Source organism: Nitratidesulfovibrio sp., from assembly GCF_040373385.1.
Taxonomy (GTDB): Bacteria; Desulfobacterota; Desulfovibrionia; order Desulfovibrionales; family Desulfovibrionaceae; genus Cupidesulfovibrio.
In genome coordinates, this window is sequence record NZ_JBDXXH010000007.1 from 40,206 (window position 1) to 57,740 (window position 17,535).

13 protein-coding genes are annotated in these 17,535 nt (G+C 68.3%); 7 read left to right on the top strand and 6 right to left on the bottom strand.

Annotated features, from left to right (window positions below; genetic code table 11):
- Positions 1-349 precede the first annotated feature (349 nt).
- The 4 genes from ABWO17_RS12465 to recR all read left to right on the top strand — a co-directional run bounded on the left by ABWO17_RS12465 (position 350) and on the right by recR (position 4,667).
- On the top strand, positions 350-1,273 hold the full coding sequence (locus tag ABWO17_RS12465) for a branched-chain amino acid transaminase (RefSeq protein WP_353119006.1): 924 nt from the start codon (positions 350-352) through the stop codon (positions 1,271-1,273).
- Between the two features lie 189 nt (positions 1,274-1,462).
- Positions 1,463-3,505 carry a DNA polymerase III subunit gamma/tau gene (gene dnaX / locus ABWO17_RS12470; RefSeq protein ID WP_353119007.1) on the top strand — a complete coding sequence of 681 codons (2,043 nt, stop codon included), beginning with the start codon at positions 1,463-1,465 and terminating at the stop codon, positions 3,503-3,505.
- Positions 3,506-3,523: 18 nt separating this feature from the next.
- Positions 3,524-3,835 (top strand): YbaB/EbfC family nucleoid-associated protein, encoded by a 312-nt coding sequence (locus tag ABWO17_RS12475; protein WP_353119009.1) that lies wholly within the window; start codon positions 3,524-3,526, stop codon positions 3,833-3,835.
- Positions 3,836-4,061: 226 nt separating this feature from the next.
- Positions 4,062-4,667 (top strand): recombination mediator RecR, encoded by a 606-nt coding sequence (gene recR / locus ABWO17_RS12480; RefSeq protein ID WP_353119011.1) that lies wholly within the window; start codon positions 4,062-4,064, stop codon positions 4,665-4,667.
- Between the two features lie 327 nt (positions 4,668-4,994).
- Here the strand turns inward: recR and ABWO17_RS12485 are convergent, their stop codons facing one another.
- The gene (locus ABWO17_RS12485; protein WP_353119013.1) at positions 4,995-5,750 is read right to left on the bottom strand and encodes a DVU0298 family protein; all 756 of its coding nucleotides are present in this window, start codon (positions 5,748-5,750) and stop codon (positions 4,995-4,997) included.
- 578 nt (positions 5,751-6,328) lie between these two features.
- Here ABWO17_RS12485 and ABWO17_RS12490 point away from each other — a divergent pair.
- Complete coding sequence (locus tag ABWO17_RS12490) at positions 6,329-10,066, top strand: hybrid sensor histidine kinase/response regulator (protein ID WP_353119015.1); 3,738 nt, start codon at positions 6,329-6,331, stop codon at positions 10,064-10,066.
- A 57-nt stretch (positions 10,067-10,123) separates the two neighbouring features.
- On the opposite strand, the gene ABWO17_RS12495 is transcribed toward ABWO17_RS12490, so the two are convergent.
- Positions 10,124-11,584: a 3-deoxy-D-manno-octulosonic acid transferase gene (locus ABWO17_RS12495; protein ID WP_353119017.1), complete on the bottom strand. Its 1,461-nt coding sequence runs from the start codon at positions 11,582-11,584 to the stop codon at positions 10,124-10,126.
- A gap of 217 nt (positions 11,585-11,801) precedes the next feature.
- Positions 11,802-12,527: an HD domain-containing protein gene (locus ABWO17_RS12500; protein WP_353119019.1), complete on the bottom strand. Its 726-nt coding sequence runs from the start codon at positions 12,525-12,527 to the stop codon at positions 11,802-11,804.
- Positions 12,528-13,053: 526 nt separating this feature from the next.
- On the opposite strand from ABWO17_RS12500, the gene hypD reads away from it, so the two are divergent.
- The gene (gene hypD / locus ABWO17_RS12505; RefSeq protein ID WP_502914916.1) at positions 13,054-14,151 is read left to right on the top strand and encodes a hydrogenase formation protein HypD; all 1,098 of its coding nucleotides are present in this window, start codon (positions 13,054-13,056) and stop codon (positions 14,149-14,151) included.
- A gap of 4 nt (positions 14,152-14,155) precedes the next feature.
- Entirely contained in the window at positions 14,156-15,181 is a 1,026-nt protein-coding gene (hypE, locus tag ABWO17_RS12510; RefSeq protein WP_353119021.1) for a hydrogenase expression/formation protein HypE, read from the top strand.
- Positions 15,182-15,311: 130 nt separating this feature from the next.
- Here the strand turns inward: hypE and ABWO17_RS12515 are convergent, their stop codons facing one another.
- From ABWO17_RS12515 to ABWO17_RS12525, 3 genes are all read right to left on the bottom strand, one after another.
- A complete protein-coding gene (locus ABWO17_RS12515; RefSeq protein WP_353119023.1) occupies positions 15,312-15,632 on the bottom strand; it encodes a helix-turn-helix transcriptional regulator in 321 nt (106 codons plus the stop codon).
- A 12-nt stretch (positions 15,633-15,644) separates the two neighbouring features.
- Complete coding sequence (locus ABWO17_RS12520) at positions 15,645-15,992, bottom strand: type II toxin-antitoxin system RelE/ParE family toxin (RefSeq protein ID WP_353119025.1); 348 nt, start codon at positions 15,990-15,992, stop codon at positions 15,645-15,647.
- A gap of 106 nt (positions 15,993-16,098) precedes the next feature.
- The gene (locus tag ABWO17_RS12525; protein ID WP_353119027.1) at positions 16,099-17,448 is read right to left on the bottom strand and encodes a TIGR03013 family XrtA/PEP-CTERM system glycosyltransferase; all 1,350 of its coding nucleotides are present in this window, start codon (positions 17,446-17,448) and stop codon (positions 16,099-16,101) included.
- Between the last annotated feature and the right edge of the window lie 87 nt (positions 17,449-17,535).

A 17,535-nucleotide genomic window follows, 5' to 3' on the forward strand; every position in this document is an offset into this window, starting at 1 on the left:
ATGCTTCTTTTGATCTTTTCGTGGAATTGCCCGTGTCTCCGTCCTGTGTCGTTGTCTGTCCGTCATTTTGTGTCCAGCGTTGCCTGCGGAATTCGTATTGTTCATTTGCGCCATAATGCCGGAGTGTCCGCCCGCCCCTCCGCTCCGCCCCGCCGCGTCTTGACCTTGCCGGGTGGCTTGATTAGCGTGGCACGTCTTCACACCACGCGGTGCGCCGGGGGCCCGGCGCGCGATATCCGTCACCACCCAGGCGCGGCCGTGCCGCCATAGCTGGCCGCCATGCGCCCGCCAGCGCGGCCCGCCAACGTGCCCCGAAACACGCGGGGCGTACATCCGAGAGGTAGGAAACATGGTCCAGAAAGCGGAAACCATCTGGTTCGACGGCAAGCAGGTGCCCTGGGACGAAGCCAACGTGCACGTGCTGACCCACACCCTGCACTACGGCGTGGGCGTGTTCGAAGGCATTCGCGCGTACAAGTGCGCCGACGGCGGGTCCGCCGTGTTCCGCCTGCGCGAGCACATGCAGCGCCTGCTGAACTCGGCCAAGATCCTGCGCATGGTCATTCCCTACACCGTCGACCAGCTCGTGGACGCCGTGGAAGAAACCCTGAAGCGCAACAAGCTGGCCGAAGGCTACATCCGCCCCCTGTCGTTCGTGGGCGCGGGCGCCATGGGCGTGTACCCCGGCGACAACCCGGTGCAGACCATCATCGCCGCCTGGCCCTGGGGCGCCTATCTTGGCGCAGAGGCGCTGGAACACGGCATCCGCGTCAAGACCAGCTCGTTCTGCCGCCACCACGTCAACGCCATGATGACCAAGGCCAAGGCCTGCGGCAACTACGTGAACTCGGTGCTGGCCAAGATGGAAGCCAAGGCCGACGGCTACGACGAAGGCCTGATGCTGGACACCCAGGGCTTCGTGTCCGAAGCCACGGGCGAAAACATCTTCATCGTGCGCGGCAAGCTCATCAAGACCACCCCGCTCACCTCGGTGCTGGACGGCATTACCCGCAACAGCCTGATCACCCTGGCTCGCGAACTGGGCTACGAAGTGGTGGAACAGCAGTTCACCCGCGACGAATTGTACATCGCGGACGAGGCGTTCTTCTGTGGCACCGCCGCCGAACTGACGCCCATCCGCGAGGTGGACCTGCGCGTCATCGGCCAGGGCACCGCCGGTCCGGTGACCAAGCACCTGCAGGGCGAGTACTTCAAGGCCGTGAAGGGTGAAAACCCGGCCTACGCCCACTGGCTGCACCGCTATACCATCTAGGGTCCGTCCGTGTATGATCGCCGCACGCCGGGCACCTGTCCCGGCGTGCGGCGTGCGTTGCGGCCCAGGCCGCAGGAACGCCCGTAACGCCAGCAGCCCCACGGCACGCACCAACCCGCGCCCCGTCCGGCGTCCCGTCCTTCCGCGCGAAGGCGGGCAGGACAGGCGGCGCAGCAGGCCCGCATCGTCATGAGCAACGCCCCCCTCACCGCCAGATACCGCCCGCAGACCTTCGCCGAGGTGGCCGGGCAGGAGACGGTAAAGGCCATCCTTTCCCGCGCCGCGGCGGAAGACCGCGTGGCCCCGGCCTACCTGTTCAGCGGCACGCGCGGGGTGGGCAAGACCACCATCGCCCGCATCCTGGCCAAGGCGCTGAACTGCGAAAAGGCCCCCACCGGAGAGCCGTGCAACACCTGCGAGCAGTGCCGCAAGGTGGTCATGGGCAACCACGTGGACGTGGTGGAAATCGACGGCGCGTCCAACCGGGGCATCGAGGACGCCCGCCGCCTGCGCGAGGCCATCGGCTACGCGCCCATGGAAGGCCGCTACAAGGTCTTCATCATCGACGAAGCCCACATGCTGACGCGCGAGGCGTTCAACGCCCTGCTGAAGACGCTGGAGGAACCCCCGCCGCGCGTCACCTTCGTGCTGGCCACCACAGAGCCGCACAAATTTCCCGTGACCATCATCAGCCGCTGCCAGCACTTCACCTTCAAGCGGCTGCCCGAGCACGAACTGGAAGCCCACCTGACCGGCGTGCTGACCCGCGAGGGGCAGGACTTCGACCCGGCGGCGGTGCGGCTTATCGCGCGGCGGGCCGCAGGCAGCGTGCGCGATTCCATGTCGCTGCTGGGGCAGGTGCTGGCCCTTGGCGGCGAGCGCCTGACCGTGGAGGGGGCGCGCGGCGTGCTGGGCCTGGCCGGGCAGGAACTGTTCTTCGAGGTGATGCAGGCCCTGGCCTCGCAGGATTGCGTGGCGGTGTCCGCCGTGGTGCGCGACCTCTTGGACAAGGGCGTGGACATCGGGTTCTTTCTGCGCGAACTGGCCGCCACCTGGCGCAACCTGTTCATGCTGCGTCAGGCGGGCGAGGCCGCCCTGCCCGCGCTGGACCTGCCGGAAGAAGAAGCCCGCCAGTGGCTGGAATGGGCGCCGAAGTTCGAGATTTCGCATATCCACGCCTGCTGGCAGATGACCCTGGAAGGCCAGCGCCGTGTGCTGACCAGCCTGGAACCGGCCATGGCGCTGGAATTGTTGCTGCTGAACCTAGCCATGCTGCCGCGCCTTGTCTCGCTGGAACAGCTGTCGCGCGGCGGTGGGGCTGGCCCCGCTGGCGGGCGCGGCGCGCCCGGTGGTACTGGCGGCCAGCCCGGCGGTGGGCAACCCGGCGGGGGCGCGGGGGGCTACGGCTCCATGCCGCCCCGACAGGGCGGCCATGGGGGGCCGGGCGGGTATGGCGCGCAATCCGGCCAGTCCGCGCAATCCGGCCAGCCCGTTCAGACGGGCCAATCCGTGCAAGCGGGCGAATCATTCCCGCAGGCCCAGCCGCCGCAGGGCCGGTATCCCGGTCCGGGACAGGTCCGGCCCCAGGCCGCGTCGTCGTCCATGACCTCGGCAGCGGGCGTGTCCGGCATGCCGCCCGCGGGCGACTTTCCCCGTCCGGAGCGCGCCGCCCCGGCGGCGGACCCCGTCCCCCCGCGCGGCGGGTCGGACACCTCGCTGCCGTGGGATGACGTGCCGTATCCCGCTCCCGGCGCGGGGGCCGCTTTCGGCGGCGCTGCCGTCGGGGGCACCCCGAATGGCTCTGACGCCCCTTCCCCGGACCCGGCATCCGGCGCATCCGCATCCGTCCCCCAGGACCCTCAGGGCGACGGCACGTGGGACGGCTTCGTGCAATACTGCGTGGAGCGTAACGGCGAGGGCGGCAGCAGCCTTTCCATGCTCCGGCAGACGCAAGGGCATTGCGCCGATGGCAGGCTGACGGTGTCCACGCGGTCCAGCACGCTGTACAACCAACTGTCGGTGCCCGGGAACGAAGCGCTTCTCGTTGCGCGCGCCCGCGCCTATTTCGGCACCGACGTGCGGGTAGAGGTGCTTCCGCCCACCACCCGCATCAAGACCCCCTCGGAACTGCGCGCCGAGGCCGAACGGCACCCCGCCGTGAGCCTGTTGCGCGAGCAGTTCGGGGCCACCATGCTGTCCTGTCGGCCCCTGGCCGACGGGCGGCTTCAATAGAACCATCCGGAGGAATCCATGCGCGGTATGAACGACCTCCTGCGCCAGGCGCAGGTCATGCAGACCAAGATGAGCAAGCTTCAGGCCGAGATGTCCGAACGCACCCTGGAGGCCACCAGCGGCGGCGGCATGGTCAAGGTCACCGTCAACGGCAAGCAGGAAGTGCTGTCCATCGCCATCGACCCCAAGGCCGTGGATCCCGGCGACGTGGAAATGCTCCAGGACCTGGTGCTGACCGCCGTCAACGAAGCGCTGCGCCAGGCCAAGGACATGATGGAGAAGGAGATGGGGGCCCTCACTGGCGGCCTCAAGATGCCCGGCCTCTTCTAGGAGACGCCGTCACAAGGGGGCTTTTGCCCTCTGCCTGCGTCAGAACGCCTTTTTGCTCCGGTCGAGTACGATAAGAGTACACTCCCTTCACAAAAAGGCGTTCTTCCTTGGCAGAGAACAAAAATCCCCGCTTGTGGCGACGCCTCCTGCGGCGTCCCCTGCGCTTCTGTTGCGCGGGGGATTGCCTAAGATTCAACCGATTTTCGCAATGTAACCCGGAGTGTCCGTGCAGCGACTGCCCGAACCGTTGAAGGCGCTGGTGGAGCAGCTCTCCCGGCTGCCCGGCCTTGGCCCCAAGTCGGCCCTGCGCCTTGCCATGACCCTGCTGAAGTGGCCCGCCAGCGAAACCCGCAGGCTGGGCCGCGCCGTGCATGACCTGCGCGACAACCTGCACCTGTGCGGGCGCTGCGGCGCGCTGACCGACGTGGACCCCTGCGGGATATGCACCGACCCGGCCCGCAGCGGCGAAACGCTGTGCCTGGTGTCGGAGTGGGATTCCATGCTCACCCTGGAAGAGGGCGGCTTCTACAAGGGCCAGTACCTCATCCTTGGCGGCCTGCTCGCCCCGCTGGACAACCTGCACGCCGATTCGCTGGAACTGGACCGGCTGACCAGAAGGATGGCCGAAGGCACGGTGCGTGAAGTGGTCATGGCCCTTGGCACCACCGTGGAGGCGGAAAACACCGCCACCTACATCCGCAACATGATCGCCCGGCAGTACCCGCAGGTGCGCGTGACGCGCCTCGCCCAGGGCATCCCGCTGGGGTCCGAGGTCAAGTTCATGGACCGGGAGACGCTGCGGCAGTCCATGCAGTACCGCCAGGACCTCTAGCGGTACGCCCGACCGCGTCCTTTCGTCCTCCGGCATCGTCAGATTTCGCCTTTTGCTCCGGTCACGTACGAGAAGAGCGCGTTGCGGTCGCCATCCGTAACACTCATGGTGTTCGTGTAACGGCTGCCGCACGCTCCCTTCGCAAAAAGGCTCATCTTCCTTGCCGGAGAACGAAAATCCTGCGGTCGGAGCGCACCGCTTCAAGTGCTTTTCTCCAATGTTTCCGGCAACGGTTTGAGCGGTTGCCAGGGCTGATCACACAACAAACCCCGCCCGTCTTCGCAGTGAAGGCGGGCGGGGTTGTTCGTGGGCGAATGTCGTGCGGGGCTACGCCGCCGTACCCTTGGCGTCGGCTTCGGGTGTGGCGTTGCCCGCAGCGGGCTGGCAGTGGGCCTCGATGCGTTGGGCGGCGCATTGGGCCAGTTCGCCCACGGTGCACAGCAAGAGGCGCCCGCGTTCGAAGTGTTCCACCGGGGCGTCGCAGGTGCGCAGTTCTCGCAGTGCGGGCAGGGCCTCGGGTGCGGAGAGCACGCCAAGGGCCCAGGCCGCCGTGCCGCGCGCAGGCAGGTCGCAGTCGGCCAGGCCCGCCAGCAGTGCGGGTGTCGCCGTTTCGACAAAGCCGGGCAGGTCGGGCCGTTCCTGGGCCAGGCGACCCAGGGCCCAATACACGCCGCGCCGCAGGGGGGCGTGGTCGCAGTAGTTGTCGTCCTTGCCCGTCTCGCGCACGTACGAGACAAGGATGCGGTGGTATTCGTCGGCCAGCCTGGGGTGGCAGGCCAGTATTTCGCCGAAGGCCTCGGGGATGCCCCAGCCGATGTTTCCCGATTCCTCGTTCATGTGCCACATCAGGCGGCGCATGATGATCCGGGCGTCTTCCATGTTGGCGTCGGCGATGCGCGCCACCACCCGGCCCAGGGCCACCACGGCGCGCCATTTGGCCTCGCCGCCCAGCAGCAGGGACGACAGCAGTGGACCCACGGCCCCCTTGCCGGGCAGGGCCACGATGTCGTCCAGATGTTTTTCCCACTCTGCGGAAGCGAGCAACGCGCGCAGGTGGGTCTTCAGCGATCTGAAGCGGGGCATGCTCTCCTCCTTTCTCGTGTCGTGGGGGGCGAAGGTTTCGCCCGACCATGCAGCATGCACCATAACAAGGTGCGCGCACGATGCAACCCCGGCCTGTGTCCGCAGGCTCCGGCCTCTTTGGGGCCGCTTCGGGCCGCCGGGTTCCGTCCGGTTTCTCCCGACGCGCCCAATTTAGTCCAGCCCAGCCATATCCCGCATATCCAGTATATTCCGCCCGCATCAGCCCGCATGCGTCCAGAGTTGCGCAAGCCTGCCCGCCACCCCTCCCGTGGCATTTCCGGATGCACCGGCCCGTCCGGGGGGAGGGGGGGGGAGGGGAACGGCCTTGCCCCCATTGCCGGTTGCGGGACTCGCCTCGTTGCGTGCCCCATGGCGATTGGCTATGCTGCGGATAACCGACATCCTTCCGCCAAGACGGCCCAGAGGCTCCGCATGTCCAGCGTCGCAGACCATACAGCCAGCATCGCCGTCCGCCGGGTGCGCGTGGCGGCGTGTTGCGGCGCAGGCAGGCCCGCAGCCGTGCGGCCCGGTGCCGTCCCCGCGTTCCAGCTCTCCCTCCGTTCTTCCTTCGCACGGTCATGACTGGCGGCCTGCGTACCGTCCTTGCGCGCTGTTGGGCGCGCTTTCCGCTGCGGCATCTGCTGTCGCAGGCGATGCCGCCCGTTCCCGGCCTGCGCCTGCGCATGGTGGGATGGTGCTTTCTGGTCTGCCTGCTGCCGCTTGGCATCGTCAGCGCGGTGTTCGTGCAGGTGACCACGGTGCAGACCGACAGCTATCTGCATGCGCAGGGGCGCACCCTTGCCGATGCGGCCTCGTTGCAGCTCACCCGCCTGTCACGCACGGCAGAGGCCCTGGCCCGCGTGGTGGCCGGGCTGCGGGTGGAATACGACGGCGACATGCCGGGGCTGCGTCTGCGCCTGTCGGAGCTGCACGGGCTGTGGCCCCGCGCCTGCATCGAGGTGTTCGACATGAGCGCGGAGCCCGTGGTGCGGCTGCTGCCCGCAGGTGGCGGGCAGGATGGCCCCACGGGCGGCGTGACGCCCAACGGCGCCACCACGGACGGTGCGCTGGTGGTGCGCCAGGCGCTGCGGGGGCTGTCGCGGCGCGACGTGTTCCGGTCCGTCGATGGCTTGGCCATCAAGGCGGTGGTGCCGGTCATCGTGCCGCGGGAGCATCCCGGTCCCCGCCCGGGCGCCAGGCGTCCGGCCCCGCTGCCCGCGCCCATGGGCCCGGCGGCACTGCCGGAATCGTCACTGGGCAGCACGCCCCCGTTACCCGCCCAAATGGCCCAGATGGCCCAGATGTCCCCGTACGCGCCGTTCGCCTCGGACGTGGAGGAAATTACCGGCCGGGTGGACCTGGAAGGGTTGGCGGCCCGCCAGCACGGGCGCATCGTGGGGGCGGCGGTGGTGTCGTTTCCCATGAACCGTTCGCTGCTGCGGGGTCTGGGCGATGCGGTGCGCGCCGACGTGGCGGTGTTCGACCTGGGCGGCGAGCGGCCACGCGGCACGCTGTTTCCCGGCGACGGCACCGCCGATGTGGCTGACTGGCCTGACCGGCCCGACCTTGCGCAGGGGGCGTCGTCCGGCGGCATTTCCGGCGCGCGGGGGGGCGGCGGCAGAGCGGTCGGCAGTGGATATTTCGGGGGTGCCCCCCTGTTCCGCTGGCCCGGCGGCGACGGCGGTCCGTTCGGCAGGGCACAGGGGTTCGGCCACGGGCCGGACTTCGGACAGGGACAGGACCTGCCCTTTCTGCAGCGCTACGAGCAGGTGGCGGGCAGGCCCTATCTGGTCAGCTATCAGCCCCTGCCGGGGGGCAGCGGCATGCCCGTGGGTGCCCTGGCCGTGTTCGTGGACGTGGAGCCGCAGCGCTCGCGGCTGCGCACCGCCGTGGAATACACCCTGCTGGCCGCCGTGGTGGCCCTGGGACTGTCCATCTGCACCGGGTTCCTCATCGCCGATCGGGTGGTGCGGCCCCTGCACGAACTGCTGCACGCCATCCGGCGCATTTCGCTCGGCAACTACAGCGAACGGCTGCCCCCTGCGGGCATGGCGGAAATCGGCCAGTTGGCCCAGGCCGTGAACCACATGGCCTCCACGCTGGAAGAAAACCGCACCAGCCTGCTGGGTGCCTTGCAGGAAAAGGTGGAGTCGGGCGAGCGCCTGGCCCGCGCCAACCGCGAACTGGAACTGCTGAACTGGGAACTTACCCGCGCCCAGGCCAACTACCGGCGCATTTTCGAGGAATCGGCCCAGGGCATCTACCAGTCCACGCCGCAGGGGCGTTTTTTGCGGGTGAACCCGGCCATGGCGCGCATGTTCGGCTATTCCTCGCCGTACGAGATGGTTTCGTCGGTGACGAACATCGGCGAGCAGTTCTACGTGCGCCCCGGCGAGCGCGAGGAACTGCTGCGCCGTCTGCGCCAGGAGGGCAGGGTGTCGCTGGAAACCTGCCTGCGCAGGCGCAACGGCAGCGTGGTGCACGTGGCGCTGACCGCCCGCGCCGTGACCGGCGAGACCGGCGAGCAGTTGTACATCGAGGGCGCGGTGCACGATATCACCGAGCGCGTGGAACGCCACCGCGCCGAGCGCGAGCGCGAGGCCGCCGAGGCGGCCAGCCGCGCCAAGACGCAATTGCTGGCCCGCATGAGCCACGAGGTGCGCACCCCGCTCAACGCCCTGCTGGGCATGGCCGACGTGCTGGACCGCACCCCTCTGGAGCCGGAGCAGCGCGGCTACCTGGACGTGCTGCGCAGCTCCGGTCATTCGCTGCTGGCGCTGCTGAACGACGTGCTGGACTTTTCGCGCCTGGAAGCCGGGCGGGTGGTGCCGGAGCGGGTGCGCTTCCGTCTGGGCGAGATCATGGAACAGGTCTGCCGTCAGATGGAACCCGCCACCAGTGCGGACGGGCGCAGCCTGCGCCTGGACTGGGCCGTGCTGCCCGGCGTGCCCGACGCACTGGTGGGCGACCCGCTGCGGCTGCGCCAGATTCTGGGCAACCTGGTCTCCAACGCGGTAAAGTTCACTCCCTCCGGGCGGGTGTTGGTGCTGGCCCAGCCCGCCGACGGCAACGTGCCGGGCCGCGACGGCGGGCCGGATGCGCTTCCCGCCGCGCCCATCGCCATGTCGGGCGAGGCCCCTTGCCGTGCGGGCATCGGCAGGCGCGTGGAGGTGCTGTTCTCGGTGGCGGACACGGGCATCGGCATTCCGCCGGAACATCAGGACGTGGTGTTCGAAAGCTTCATGCAGGCGGATTCGTCCATCACCCGCCAGTACGGCGGCACGGGGCTGGGGCTGTCCATCTGCCGGGCACTGGTGGAGATGCTGGGCGGCACCATCTGGCTGGAAAGCGCCCCCAACAGGGGAACCACCGTGTATTTCGCCCTGCCCATGCAGCCTGCCGCAGATGAACCCTGCGGGGCGGAACCGGCAGGGGAGCGTGCTCTGCATGCCCTTGAAGCAGCCAGCGGTCCGGACAGTGAACCGGCCCATGCTTCGGCCCATGCTTCGGCCCATGACCCGGTCAATGACCCGGTCAATGATCCGGCAAATGACCCGGTCAATGATCCGGCAAATGACCCGGTCGGTTTTTCTACTCTGGCTGGCTCGGCCGACCCAGCCAGTCCGGCCAATCCTGTCGACGCGACCCGTCCCGCCGGGGGGGCGCCCTTCGGCGGCACCTGCCCACAGGCGATTCCGGTCCCGCCAGTTCCGCCAGTTCCGTTAGTCCCGCCAGTTCCGTCGGATGCGCTGCCCGGCGACGAGGAACCGGGACCGCTGCGCCCACTGTCCATCCTGCTGGTGGAGGACAGCCCCAGCAACAGGTTGCTCTTTTCGCTGTACCTGCGTGGGCGTCCCTGCGCCATAACCGAGGTCCACAACGGCGAGGAAGGCGTGGCCGCCTACGCCGCCGGGCGATTCGACCTGGTGTTCATGGACATCGAAATGCCGGTGATGGACGGGTATCGGGCCACGCGGGCCATCCGCGCCCTGGAGCGCGAGCAGGGGCTGCCGCCTGTGCCGGTCATCGCCCTGACGGCCCATGTTGTGGGCGAGTTCCGCGACGACTGCGCGGCGGCCGGGTGTTCCGGTTTTCTGGCCAAGCCCTTTTCGCGCGGGGAACTGCTGCGCTGCATGGTGCGGCACAGCGGGAGGGGCGCACAGGAAGGGGCGGCTTGCGACGGCGGGGGCGACCAGGCCGAAGGGGATGGCATCCCGTCCGGTCAACCGGACCACCCCGAGCCATCCGGTCAATCGGACCAATCCGCCCCGACCGGGCAGGTCGTGCCGACAGGGTCGGTCGGTCAGGCCAGCTGACGGGCGGCGGGGACGGTCCGGCCTCCGTTTCGGGGGCGCGGGCTGTTGCCGAAGGCCTCAGCGCAGTCCGGCCACGGACAGCACCACTTCCGCCGCCATGCGCCCGCCGCCCCGGCGGGGGGCCATCCATTCTTCGAAGCGATGACGCACCCCCCCGCGTTGCAAGGGGTTGCGCAACTGTTGCAGCAGCGCTTCCGCCAGGGCATCACCGTCGGGCACCTCGGCCAGCAGACCGGCCTCGGCCAGCCCCCCGCCCTTGGTGAGTCCCTGATCCACCCATGCGAAATTCTCGCGCGAGGGGCCCACGCAGGGCACCACCCCGTGCGTCAGCGGTTCCAGAAAGTTCTGGCCGCCCAGCCGGGCCAGCGACCCCCCCACGAACACGGTGGTGGCGCTGGCGTACAGCGCGGCCAGCTCGCCGAACACGTCCCAGACCAGCACCGTGCCCCGGGCGGCGGCATCGCCGGAAGGCGGGGCAGTACACCGCGAGCGCAGTTCCCACGGCAGCCCGGCCTGTTGCAGCGCGTTCACCCAGGCGGGCACGCGGTGCATGTGGCGGGGGGCCACGGCGATGTCAACATCGGGATGCTCCTGCACGATCCTCTCGATGACCGGCAGCAGGACGGCTTCCTCTTCCTCGCGCACCGATCCCAGCACCACCAGCGGAGCGGATGGGCGCAGCACCGTGCCCGCAAGGTCGGGAGCGGGGGCGCCGGTTACGTCGGATTCGTCGGATTTTTCGGGTTGGGGCAAGGCCCGGTCGAACTTGATGTTGGGCATGACCGAGGTGCGGTCGTGCCCGAACAGCAGGCCGAAGCGTTGGGCGTCTTCGGGAGCGATGGCGGCGATGCGCGCCGGGGCCAGCCCGCGCCAGAAGTCCGGCGTGAGCAGGTACCCGGCCAGGGTGCGCGGGGTCATGCGCCCGTTGACCACGGCCACGGGGATGGACCGCGCCGCGCAGGCGGACAGCAGGCCGGGCCACAGCTCCGTTTCCAGCAGGGCCACGGCGCAGGGGCGGGCCTGGTCCAGCGCGCGGCGCATCAGTTCCGGCTCGTCGAAGGGAAAGTAGCGTACCTGCACCCGCAGGCCGGGGCGGTGTGCGGCGGCCCAGTCACGGGCCTTTTCCAGCACCTCCACCCCCTGCCGGGTGCACGAGGTGAGCAGCACGGACAGCCTTCCGTCCTGGGGAAAGGGGGGAGCGAGGGCGGGACCGGGAACCGGGCCGGGCCGGGAGTTCGGTTGGATTTCCGGCTGTTGCGGGTCTGCGGTGGCGCCGTCGCCTGTCGTGGATGCGACCTCGTCGCCGTCCAGATGGCGCAGCAGTTCCCACGCCAGATATGCCTCGCCGCCGGATGCGGCCTGCACCCACAGGTGGGCCGCCCCGGCCCAATCGTCGGGCACCAGGCGCTGGTCGTACCCTTCGGCCAGGCGGGCGTTGCGGCGCAGCAGGGGGCGGGCCAGACGCCATACGCCGCCGTAGACGGCCAGCAGTGCGGCGTGCAGAGGGTCGGGCTTCATGCGGGAACCTTTTGGCGAAACAGGGGGAAAGAGGTGTGAGGGGGCGGCGCGGCCCGCATTCGTCGGTGCGTGTTCGATGCGCACGGGGTACCTTCTGGCCCCATCCAGTGCTGTCCGGATATGTCCAGTTCTGGGCGGCCCCGCGCGGCCCCGCACGGTCCTGACCGGATCCGCACGGACCTGACCTGACCTGACCGGACATGACCGGACGGGGCACCTACCGGGCGACCACCAGTGTTCCGTCGCGCGGCACGGCATCATGCAGGGGCATGCCCAGCCACGTGGACAGGGCCTGCTCTATCTCCACGGCCTGCTCGTGCGATTCGCGGATGCGTTCGCGGATGCGTTCGGTGCGGCCATACCGCTCGACGAGATCGTCGAAGCGTTCTTCCAGCGTTACCAGCTGGTCGTGCTTCACGCGCTTGTCGGCGTAGATGATGATCAGCGGCATCAGCCATTCCTGTACGGTCACGTCCACCCGCCACGGCCAGTGCACGTGGTGCATCACCCCCTGGGCGATGCGCGGGTTGCCCGTCTCGTGCAGGGCCCACGCGCCGCCAAGCTGGGCGTGGTTGCCCCCGAAGCGGATGGTGTAGTCCTTGGCGATGTCGTGCAGCAGGGCGCTGGCCAGCACCGAAGGCAGGTGCAGGGCGGCCTCGTCCGCTCCCCCTGCTCCATTGTCCAGCGCCGCGCGGGCCAGCGCCATGGCCATGTCGGCCACCATGCTGCTGTGGGCGCGGATGTGGTCGGGCATGGCATAGCGGTCCCACAGGGCGTGGCAGGCGGGGGCGTCGGGCACGGGCCAGGCGTCCTTGGAATTGGCGGGGTTCGGAACCCCGAAGCTGAGGGGCGGCAGGTCATCCACGGTCATGCAGCGGTTGGCAGCGGCCTCGCGCGGGCTTTCCACGTCGCCGGTGAAGGGCATCCCCACGGTGGCGGTCATGCGGTCTCCTCTGGTGACGCGCGGGCGGGGCGGACCGCCGGATGCCGGTCCCGTGCGATGCGCCGCGCGTTCGCCACATCCGCGAACATAACCACTGGCACGGCAAAAGGCAAAGCGCGCGCCGGGCGTGGCGGGCAGTGGCGGGGCGTCCCTGCCGTGGACGGGCGGATGCCGCCCCCTTGCCCACTTGCCCCTTTGCCACTTTGCCACTGGGCTTGGTCGGTATTGGTGGGGTGGGGCACCCCGCCAGTGCCCGTGACCCGTCTCGTTGACAGCAGCCCTTGGCACGGCGTAGCACCATCGGGACACGGTGCGGAGGGCATGGGGTTGCCCGCGCGAAACCGTGCGGGCGGCGGGCCATGCCCTTGGGGCGGTACCGCCGTCGCGTCGCGCCTGCCCGGCCCATGGCCCGGCGGCGCATCATCGTCCGGCGGGAGGCCCCAGGGTTCGGCCCTCAGCGGTCATCCGGGACCATCCGGAACCATTGGGGTTCACCGCCGACGCAGCGACAGGCAGGAAGACCAACGTGAGCGTGAATTTCTCCACGGCCTTCAAGGACCCGGACCTTTCCCGCAGCCTCGTCGAGCGGCTGCACCGCGAACTGGACCGCCCCCTGCGCTTCATGGAAGTGTGCGGCACCCATACCGTGGCCATCTTCCAGAGCGGCATGCGCCCGCTGCTGCCCGCCGGGGTCAAGCACCTGTCCGGCCCCGGCTGCCCGGTGTGCGTGACCCACGAAAGCGAGGTGGCCGCCTACCTGCAACTGGCCGAAAAGCCCGGCGTGATCATTGCCACCTTCGGCGACCTGATGCGCGTGCCCGGACCCGGCGGCGACAACCTGAAGCTGGCCCAGGCCAAGGGCGCGCGGGTGGAGATCGTCTATTCCGCCCATGACGCGCTGAAGCTGGCCGCCGACCACCCCGGCGACACCGTGGTGTTTCTGGGCATCGGCTTCGAGACCACCGCCCCCACCGTGGCCGCCACGGTGCTGATGGCGCGGCAGCAGGGGCTGACCAACTTCTGCGTGCTCTCGTTCCACAAGCTGGTGCCGCCTGCTCTGCGCGCCCTGCTGGCCGACCCGGACTGCGCCGTGGACGCCTTTCTGCTGCCGGGGCACGTGTCCACCATTCTCGGCATGGAGCCGTACCGCTTCGTGGCCGACGAATTCCACACCCCCGGCATCATCGCCGGGTTCGACCCCGTGGACATCCTGCAAGCCCTGCTGATCATGGTCGAGCAGCGCAAGACGGGCGAATTCGCCATCGTCAATTCCTACCGCCGGGCCGTGGACGACGCGGGCAACCCGCGCGCGAGAGAGATTCTGGATACCGTGTTCCAGCCTGCCGATGCCCTGTGGCGCGGCATCGGCTGCATTCCCGGCAGCGGGCTGGTGTTCCGTCCCGAGTTTGCGCAGTACGACGCCATGGCTCGCCTGGGCCTGACCCTGCCCGAGGCCCGGCCCATTCCCGGTTGCAAGTGCGGCGACGTGCTGAAGGGCAAGATGCAGCCCTGCGACTGTCCGCTGTTTGCCAAGGCCTGCACGCCCGCGAAACCCGTGGGGCCGTGCATGGTTTCCACCGAGGGCAGCTGCGCCGCCTACTTCAAGTACAACGTGGAGGCCTGATCGCATGGCCGGTGATACGCTTCTTCTCGACTACGGCAGCGGCGGCAAGGCCGCGCACCGCCTGATCGGCGAACTGTTCCTGAAACACTTCGACAACCCCGTGCTGCGCACGCTGGACGACGCCGCCCGGCTGGAACTGACCGGGCCGCTGGCCATGAGCACCGACAGCTACGTGGTGGACCCGCTGTTCTTTCCCGGCGGCGACATCGGCACGCTGGCCGTGCACGGCACCGTCAACGACGTGGCCATGCTGGGCGCCCGGCCCCGCTACCTGAGCTGTGGGTTCATTCTGGAAGAAGGGCTGGACATGGAGGTGCTGGAGCGCATTGTCGCCTCCATGGGCAACGCCGCGCGCGAGGCCGGGGTGTGCATCGTCACCGGCGACACCAAGGTGGTGCCGCGCGGCATGGCCGACAAGGTGTTCATCAACACCACCGGCATCGGCGAGATCATCGTCGATCCTTCGCCCAGCGGGCATTCCGCCAAGCCGGGCGATGCCGTCATCATCAGCGGCAGCATGGGCGACCACGGGCTGACCATCCTGTCGCACCGCGAAGGGCTGAACTTCTCCGCCGACGTGCGCAGCGATTCCGCCGCGCTCAACGGACTGACCGAACGGCTGCTGCTGGAGGTGGGCGACATCCACGTGCTGCGCGACCCCACGCGCGGCGGCCTTGCCACCACCCTTAACGAGATCGCCGGGCAGTCGGGCGTGGTCATGCGCATCGCGGAACGGGACATTCCCGTGCGCGATGCCGTGCGCGAAGGCTGCTCGTTCCTCGGTCTGGACCCGCTGTACCTCGCCAACGAGGGCAAGCTGATCTGCATCCTGCCGCAGGAAAAGGCCGACGCCGCCCTTGCCGTGCTGCGCCAAAGCCCCCTTGGGGCGGACGCCGCCCGCATCGGCACCGTGCTGGCCGCCGATGGCGCCGGGCCGGGCCGGGCCGGGCAGGTCATCCTGGAAACGCCCATGGGCGGCCACCGCCTGCTCTCCATGCTGGAAGGCGAGCAGTTGCCGAGGATTTGCTGACGGCGGCGGGCTGCTGGATAAGAAAAAGAGTTTGAATACGAGAGAGGGGGGCTTTGAAAAGCCCCCCTCTCTCGTGCTCTCACCCCGCAAACTTTTTGGTTGGGGGTAGCACGCACATGGCGGTGTGCCGTCACACCCGGCAGGCATCCGAGAACGGCGTGATTTCCACTTCTTTCCGGCCCGGCAGTTGCGCGGTGATGCGCAGCGTGCCGCCAAGGGCGCGTACTATCTGGCACAGAGTGCTGATCTGCATGTCGCCGCTGCGTTCCTGCTTGGAAACGGTGGCCTGCGAAACATCCAGCGCGGCGGCAAGTTCCTTTTGCGAAACGCCGAGTTCCCGGCGCAATTCACGCAGGTTCATTTCCATGCGCAACTCGTCGGTGCGCTTGCGGATGGTTTCCCGGCGGGCTTCGGGCAGTGCCGCGATAACGGCGCTGAGCTTGCGGGCCATGTGATTGCCCTCCTATGGTTGCAGCGTGGCAAGATGCCGGTCGTACCGGGCATCGGCAACGGGAATCAGCCGGTCATAGAAGCGGGCATCGCCAGCCTTGCTGCCGCCGACCAGCACCACGGCGTTCCGTAGCGGGTCGAAGGCGAAAAGGAAGCGGTACGGCTGTCGGCCAAGGCTGAAGCGCAGTTCCTTCATGTTCGGATGCCGGGAGCCCTTCAGTGTATCCACGTGGGGGCGCCCCCGCGCGGGGCCGACTTCCTCCAGCAGCGAAAGCCGCGCCAGTAGTTCGTTCTGAAGCGGAACGTCGAACCCGTCGAACTCGGCGTCGAATGCATCGCAAAAGCTGACGTCCCATTTCATGGGCTGAAAATATAGATTTTAATGCATATCGTCAAGTGGGTCGAACAATGAGAAAGGCCGACCACCCATGGGTGACCGGCCTTTGGCGTATCGGGGAAAATGGTTTCTACCGCGCACCCTTGGGGAACAGGATGACCCCCACGGTCTTGAGCACGATCTTCAGGTCCAGCAGGGGCGACATGTTCTTGATGTAGTACAGGTCGTACTCCAGCTTGTAGCGGGCGTCCTCGATGGAGGCGCCGTACGGGTAGCATACCTGCGCCCAGCCGGTAACGCCCGGCTTCACGGTGTGGCGCACGTAGAAGTAGGGGATGACCTTTTCCAACTCGCGCACGAACTGCATGCGTTCCGGGCGCGGGCCGATGAGCGACATGTCGCCGCGCAGCACGTTCCACAGCTGGGGCAACTCGTCGATGCGCACCTTGCGGATGAACTTGCCCACCTTGGTCACGCGGGTGTCGCCCTTCTGCGCCCACACCGCGCCGTTCTTTTCCGCATCCACGGTCATGGAGCGAAACTTCAGCACCGTGAACTCCGTTTCGTGCAGGCCCACGCGCTTCTGTTTGTAGATCACCGGGCCGGGCGATTCCAGCCGGATGACGATGGCGGCAATGGCCATGATCGGCAGGGTAAGCACCAGCAGCACGAAGGATGTCAGCACGTCGAACACCCGTTTCAGGCGTTGCATGGACCCCTGGGTGTTCAGGTTGAAGCCGTCTTCCATCAGCAGCCATTCGTCGCGGATGAGGCTGACGGGAATGCGTCCGGCCACGTGTTCGTACAGGGTGCGGATGTCCACCACCATCAGGCCGCCCAGCTTGGCGCGCAGAAGTTCGCGGGCGATGTCCTCGTCCAGCGGGGCGTCGGGCAGCATGATCAGCATGGTGGCGCCGTGGCTGCGCGCAACCCCCAGCGGATCGTACGAGGGGCCAAGGCACGGCCCGGCGTCGGCGTCCATGTCGCCTTCGCCCACGTAGCCCAGGATTTCGGCGTGGGGCATGCTTTGCGCCAGCAGGCTGCGCACCTTGCCCGCGCGGTCCACGCCCACCAGCACCACGCGCTGCCGGGTGACGAACCGCTTGCCGATGCGGTGCCACACCACGCGCCAGACCAGGCACAGGGCCACCACCAGCACCAGCAGCAGCACGAAGGTGGCCCGGTCGAAGCGCCAACTTTCGAACGAATAGAACATGAAGCCGGTGGCGATGACCCCCAGCACGGATGCCACGCCCACGCGGGCCACGGAATCGCGAAAGTCTTCCTCGCCCACCGAGTAGCAGTCCAGCACGTAGAACGAGAGCAGGAAGAAGAAGGTGGTGAAGAACGAGGCGCCCGTGTAGTCCACGAGCACGCTGTATTCGTCGGGCAGCATGGTTTCGCCGACCACGTACAGCGCGATGAGGATGCACAGGGCATCCAGCAGACGGAACAGGCTGTTGCGGATATTGTCGTTCACGCATTCCTCCCGGAATGGATGGGAAATCTTTCGTCGCTGGGGGCTGTTGCGCCCGTGCTGAGTACAGGGCTGTTTCCGGATTCGGAC

Excerpts from the sequence above, each read along its gene's own strand:
- ABWO17_RS12465 (WP_353119006.1), top strand. The coding sequence starts at position 350 with ATGGTCCAGAAAGCGGAAACCATCTGGTTCGACGGCAAGCAGGTGCCC.
- ABWO17_RS12485 (WP_353119013.1), bottom strand. The coding sequence starts at position 5,750 with ATGCCCCGCTTCAGATCGCTGAAGACCCACCTGCGCGCGTTGCTCGCT.
- ABWO17_RS12515 (WP_353119023.1), bottom strand. The coding sequence starts at position 15,632 with ATGGCCCGCAAGCTCAGCGCCGTTATCGCGGCACTGCCCGAAGCCCGC.
- ABWO17_RS12500 (WP_353119019.1), bottom strand. The coding sequence starts at position 12,527 with ATGACCGCCACCGTGGGGATGCCCTTCACCGGCGACGTGGAAAGCCCG.
- hypE (WP_353119021.1), top strand. The coding sequence starts at position 14,156 with ATGGCCGGTGATACGCTTCTTCTCGACTACGGCAGCGGCGGCAAGGCC.
- ABWO17_RS12490 (WP_353119015.1), top strand. The coding sequence starts at position 6,329 with ATGACTGGCGGCCTGCGTACCGTCCTTGCGCGCTGTTGGGCGCGCTTT.
- ABWO17_RS12520 (WP_353119025.1), bottom strand. The coding sequence starts at position 15,992 with ATGAAATGGGACGTCAGCTTTTGCGATGCATTCGACGCCGAGTTCGAC.
- dnaX (WP_353119007.1), top strand. The coding sequence starts at position 1,463 with ATGAGCAACGCCCCCCTCACCGCCAGATACCGCCCGCAGACCTTCGCC.
- ABWO17_RS12475 (WP_353119009.1), top strand. The coding sequence starts at position 3,524 with ATGCGCGGTATGAACGACCTCCTGCGCCAGGCGCAGGTCATGCAGACC.
- ABWO17_RS12495 (WP_353119017.1), bottom strand. The coding sequence starts at position 11,584 with ATGAAGCCCGACCCTCTGCACGCCGCACTGCTGGCCGTCTACGGCGGC.